This is a genomic window from Micromonospora parastrephiae (assembly GCF_016802865.1).
GTDB lineage: Bacteria > Actinomycetota > Actinomycetes > Mycobacteriales > Micromonosporaceae > Micromonospora > Micromonospora parastrephiae.
The window spans coordinates 1-5,422 of the sequence record NZ_JAEVHM010000278.1 but is presented as its reverse complement, the minus strand read 5'-3'; the positions used below and the strand labels follow the sequence as shown (position 1 = coordinate 5,422).

The 5,422-nt window shown below is 69.5% G+C and carries 3 protein-coding genes and 1 pseudogene; 2 read left to right on the top strand and 2 right to left on the bottom strand.

From position 1 onward, the window contains the following. Nucleotides 1-45: 45 nt before the first annotated feature. Entirely contained in the window at nt 46-450 is a 405-nt protein-coding gene (locus tag JNW91_RS29260) for a YjbQ family protein (RefSeq protein WP_203178728.1), read from the bottom strand. 196 nt (nt 451-646) lie between these two features. Here JNW91_RS29260 and aceE point away from each other — a divergent pair. After that, nucleotides 647-3,384, top strand: a pseudogene (aceE, locus tag JNW91_RS29255) (pyruvate dehydrogenase (acetyl-transferring), homodimeric type). A 168-nt stretch (nt 3,385-3,552) separates the two neighbouring features. Here the strand turns inward: aceE and ypfJ are convergent. Then, a complete protein-coding gene (ypfJ, locus tag JNW91_RS29250) occupies nt 3,553-4,473 on the bottom strand; it encodes a KPN_02809 family neutral zinc metallopeptidase (protein ID WP_203178726.1) in 921 nt (306 codons plus the stop codon). A 261-nt stretch (nt 4,474-4,734) separates the two neighbouring features. Between ypfJ and JNW91_RS29245 the strand changes: the two genes are divergently transcribed. Continuing rightward, nucleotides 4,735-5,422, top strand: a 688-nt coding sequence (locus JNW91_RS29245; protein WP_203178724.1) for an ATP-binding cassette domain-containing protein, incomplete at its 3' end; no start/stop codon positions are given.

Genomic DNA, 5,422 nt, shown 5'->3' with positions numbered 1-5,422 from the left:
GGGTGGCCGGCGGGCGGGGCGGGGTGGCGGCGGCGGGGCGGAGCGTCAGGCGGGGAGGAAGGAGAAGCGGACCTGGCGGGTCGGGTTGTCGCCGTTCGTGTCGACCAGGCAGATCGACTGCCAGGTGCCCAGCGCCAGCCGGCCGCCGAGCACCGGCAGCGTGGCGTACGGCGGGACGAACGCGGGCAGCACGTGGTCCCGGCCGTGCCCGGGCGAGCCGTGCCGGTGCCGCCAGCGGTCGTCGGTGGGCAGGAGCGCGTCGATAGCGGTGAGCAGGTCGTCGTCGGAGCCCGAACCGGTCTCGATGATGGCCAGGCCGGCGGTGGCGTGCGGCACGAAGACGTGCAGCAGGCCGTCGCCCTCGCCGGAGACGAACCCCTGGGCCTCGGCGGTGATGTCCCGGACGGTCGGCCGGGACCCGGTCTGGACGGTGATCACGTCACTGCGCATACGTCGCATTCTGCCGCAGCCGGCCTCGGGCGCCGCCGCCACCGCCGTGAAGAGGAAAAGGCGGACCGTCGCGCTAAGTTACCGGCGGGTACCTGTGTTCAGCATCGCGTCCGGGGGACCTAGACGTGACGAGGGGTGCCACCAGGGGGCAGGATGGCGCTAGAGACCTATCCCACACACAACCGAGGGAACGCCTGTGGCTACGGAACGCAAGCGCCCGGTGATCAGCGACGGCCTACCGAGCCAGCTTCCGGACATCGACCCTGAAGAAACCAGCGAATGGGTCGAGTCGCTTGACGGTGTCATCGACGAGCGGGGTGCCAAACGCGCCCGCTACGTCATGCTGCGCCTGCTGGAGCGGGCCCGCGAGCGCCAGGTCGGGGTTCCGCCTCTGACCACCACCGACTACATCAACACCATCACGCCGGAGCGCGAACCGTGGTTCCCGGGTGACGAGCACGTCGAGCGACGGATCCGGGCGTACGTCCGGTGGAACGCCGCCATGCTGGTGCACCGGGCGCAGCGCCCGGAGATCGGCGTGGGCGGGCACATCTCGACCTTCGCCAGCTCGGCGTCGCTCTACGAGGTGGGCTTCAACCACTTCTTCCGGGGCAAGAGCCACCCCGGCGGCGGCGACCACATCTTCTACCAGGGCCACGCCTCCCCCGGCATGTACGCGCGGGCGTTCCTGGAGGGGCGTCTCAGCGAGCACCAGCTCGACGGGTTCCGTCAGGAGCTGTCGCACCCCGGTGGTGGGCTGCCGTCGTACCCGCACCCGCGGCTGATGCCGGACTTCTGGGAGTTCCCCACCGTCTCGATGGGTCTCGGCGGTCTGAACGCGATCTACCAGGCCCGGTTCAACCGGTACCTGCAGCACCGCGGCATCAAGGACACCTCGCAGCAGCACGTGTGGGCGTTCCTCGGCGACGGCGAGATGGACGAGCCGGAGACGCTGGGCGCCATCGGTGTGGCCGCCCGCGAGGAGCTGGACAACCTCACCTTCGTGATCAACTGCAACCTTCAGCGGCTGGACGGCCCGGTCCGCGGCAACGGCAAGGTGATGCAGGAGCTGGAGGCATTCTTCCGGGGTGCCGGCTGGAACGTGATCAAGGTGGTCTGGGGCCGCGAGTGGGACCCGCTGCTCGCCGCGGACACCGACGGCGCGCTGGTCAATCTCATGAACACCACCACCGACGGTGACTACCAGACCTACAAGGCCGAGTCGGGCGCGTACGTGCGGGAGCACTTCTTCGGCCGCGACCCGCGCACCCGCAAGATGGTCGAGCCGCTGAGCGACGACGAGATCTGGAACCTCAAGCGGGGTGGGCACGACTACCGCAAGCTCTACGCGGCCTACAAGGCGGCCACCGAGCACACCGGTCAGCCCACCGTCATCCTGGCGAAGACGATCAAGGGCTGGACGCTCGGCTCGCACTTCGAGGGCCGCAACGCGACCCACCAGATGAAGAAGCTGACGCTGGAGGACCTGAAGACCTTCCGCGACCGGCTCTATCTGGACATCCCGGACTCGGCGCTGGAGGACAACCCCTACCTGCCGCCGTACTACAACCCGGGTGAGAAGTCCGAGGAGATCCAGTACCTCAAGGAGCGGCGCGAGCAGCTCGGCGGCTACCTGCCGTCGCGGCGGACCAGCACCAAGCGGCTGACCGTCCCGGCCCGGAGCGGTTCGCCGACGTCAAGCGCGGCTCGGGCAAGCAGAAGGTGGCCACCACGATGGCCTTCGTCCGCCTGCTCAAGGACATCATGAAGGACAAGGAGTTCGGCAAGCGTTGGGTGCCGATCATCCCGGACGAGGCACGTACCTTCGGCCTCGACTCGATCTTCCCGACCGCGAAGATCTACTCGCCGCACGGCCAGCGCTACACCTCGGTCGACCGGGAGCTGTTCCTGTCGTACAAGGAGTCGACCACCGGGCAGATCCTGCACGAGGGCATCAACGAGGCCGGTTCGGTCGCCTCGTTCACCGCCGCGGGCTCGGCGTACGCCACCCACGACGAGCCGATGATCCCGATGTACATCTTCTACTCGATGTTCGGGTTCCAGCGGACCGCCGACGGGCTCTGGGCGGCGGCCGACCAGATGGCGCGGGGCTTCCTGCTCGGCGCGACCGCGGGGCGCACCACGCTCAACGGTGAGGGCCTGCAGCACGAGGACGGCCACTCGATGCTGATCGCCGCCACCAACCCGGCGGTGGTCGCGTACGACCCGGCGTTCTCGTTCGAGATCGCGCACATCATGGAGCACGGCCTGCACCGGATGTACGGGGACGCGCAGGAGAACGTCTTCTACTACCTGACGGTCTACAACGAGCCGATCCTCCAGCCGGCCGAGCCGGCCGGGGTGGACGTGGAGGGCCTGCTCAAGGGCATCTACCGCTACTCGCCGGCACCGCAGGTCGACGGCCCGAAGGCCAACGTGCTCGCCTCGGGCACCGGTATGCAGTGGGCGCTCAAGGCCCAGCAGCTGCTCGCCCAGGACTGGGGGGTGGCCGCCGACGTCTGGTCGGTGACCTCCTGGACCGAGCTGCGGCGCGACGCGGTGGAGGCCGAGGAGTACAACCTGCTCAACCCGGGCGCCGAGGCGAAGGTGCCGTACATCCAGCAGAAGCTCGCCGACGCCGACGGGCCGAAGGTCGCGGTCAGCGACTGGATGCGCGCCGTACCGGACCTGATCGCCCGCTGGGTACCCGGTGACTACACGTCGCTGGGCACCGACGGGTTCGGCATGTCGGACACCCGGCACGCGCTGCGTCGGCACTTCCACGTCGACGCCGAGTCGATCGTGGTGGCCACGCTGCGGCAGCTCGCCCGCAGCGGCGCGGTGCCGGCCACCGTGCCGACCGAGGCCGCCAAGAAGTACGCGATCGACGACGTCAACGCCGCCCCGGTCGGGGAGACCGGCGGCGACAGCTGACCCAGCACGACCAGAAGGCCGGCGCTTCGCGCCGGGCCCTTCTGAGTTCCCACGCCCCGCCACACCGCGTCGATCATGGAGTTGTGGTGGTGGACGAAGGCCGTAGATCCCCGTGTATCGGGCACCACAACTCCATGATCGACGTTGACGGGCGACTTCGGGGGGGGGTTAGAGCTGGTTGGTGCCGAAGGTGTCGCAGCTCTTCGGGTCGCCGCGGTCGTAGCCCTGGGTGAACCAGCGCTTGCGCTGCTCGGACGTGCCGTGGGTGAACTGGTCCGGGTTGACCTGCCCGCCGGAGCGTTCCTGGATGCTGTCGTCACCGATCGCCTCGGCGGTGTCGACGGCCTCGCTGATGTCGGTCTCGGTGATCGACGTGAACAGCGGCTCCTTGCCGGTCTTGTCCTTGCTCTCGGTGGCGTGCTTGGCCCAGGCGCCGGCGTAGCAGTCGGCCTGCAACTCCAGCCGGACGGAGGCGGAGCGGGGGCCGCTCTGGTCGCCCTGGCCGGCCCGCTCGTTGGTGCCGAGCAGGTTCTGGATGTGGTGGCCGTACTCGTGGGCGAGCACGTACGGCTGGGCGAACTCGCCCTTGGCGCCGAACCGGGACGCCAGCTCGTCGTAGAAGCTCAGGTCGATGTACACCTTCCGGTCGGCCGGGCAGTAGAACGGGCCGACACCCGAGTCGGCCTGGCCGCAGCCGGTGTTCACCGCCTGCTGGAAGAAGTTGGTGATGGTCGGCTCGTACGTGCCGCTGCCCAGCTCCGGGTACGCCTTCTGCCAGTAGGCCTGGATGCTGTTGACGTAGAGCGCGTTGCGGCAGCGCAGGTCTTCGAGATGCTGCGGGTTGGCGGTCGCGCACACCTCCTTCAGGTCGGTGCCGCCGGCCTGACCGCCCTCGTCGCCGTTGGTCATGGCGTTGAGGCCGAAGCCGCCGCCGAGCAGCGCGACGAGCACGGCCACCACGATGCCGATGATGCCGCCCCGGCCGCCGCCGCCGGGGATCGGGATGCCGAAGCCGCCGCCGGATCCGCCACCGCGGCCCACGTCGTTGACCTGCGAGGTGTCGATTTCGGCCCGCTCGTTGAGTTCCATGCTGACCCCGATCGCCGTAATGCCAGTGAATGTCGTCTGTGTATTGGTTTGTCGCAGGGGTGCCGGATGGGGTCCGGACAGGCGTTCCGGTACCCGATGATCTTGATTGGTAATCCGGGCGGGTCGCCGGGGAGCGCCCGGTACACTTGACCCGTGCCGCGCTGCGAAGGCTGAACCGCCCCGCGCGACGGGCCCACCGCCCGCCGGCGCTTTCGCGTGCCCTGAGTCAGCCTTCCAGACCCCGAGAGCGAGTCCCACGAGATGATCACTGCCACCGGCCTGGAGTTGCGTGCCGGCTCCCGGATCCTGCTGTCCGACACCACCCTGCGGGTGCAGCCCGGTGATCGGATCGGCCTGGTCGGTCGCAACGGCGCCGGCAAGACCACCACGCTGAAGGTCCTCGCCGGCGAGGGGCAGCCCTACGCCGGCCAGATCGACCAGCGCAGCGCCATCGGCTACCTCCCGCAGGACCCGCGTACCGGCGACCTGGAGGTGACCGGCCGCGACCGGGTGCTCTCGGCCCGCGGCCTGGACGTGTTGATGTCGCAGATGCAGGAGATCGAGGCCCGCCTCGCCGAGGACGCCGACGAGAAGCTGGTCCGCCGCTACGGCGCGCTGGAGGACCAGTTCGCCGCCCTCGGTGGGTACGCCGCCGAGGCCGAGGCCGCCCGGATCTGCGCCAACCTGGGTCTGCCCGACCGCGCGCTCGCCCAGACCATCGGCACCCTCTCCGGCGGTCAGCGTCGGCGCATCGAGCTGGCCCGGATCCTGTTCCGTGACGCGGGTGAGAACGGCGGCGGCATCCTGCTGCTCGACGAGCCCACCAACCACCTCGACGCCGACTCGATCACCTGGCTGCGTGGCTTCCTCGCCAACCACAAGGGCGGCCTGATCGTGATCTCCCACGACGGCGCGCTGCTGGAGTCGGTGGTCAACAAGGTCTGGTTCC

Coding starts and splice junctions, on each gene's coding strand:
- JNW91_RS29260 (WP_203178728.1), bottom strand. CDS start 450: ATGCGCAGTGACGTGATCACCGTCCAGACCGGGTCCCGGCCGACCGTC.
- ypfJ (WP_203178726.1), bottom strand. CDS start 4,473: ATGGAACTCAACGAGCGGGCCGAAATCGACACCTCGCAGGTCAACGAC.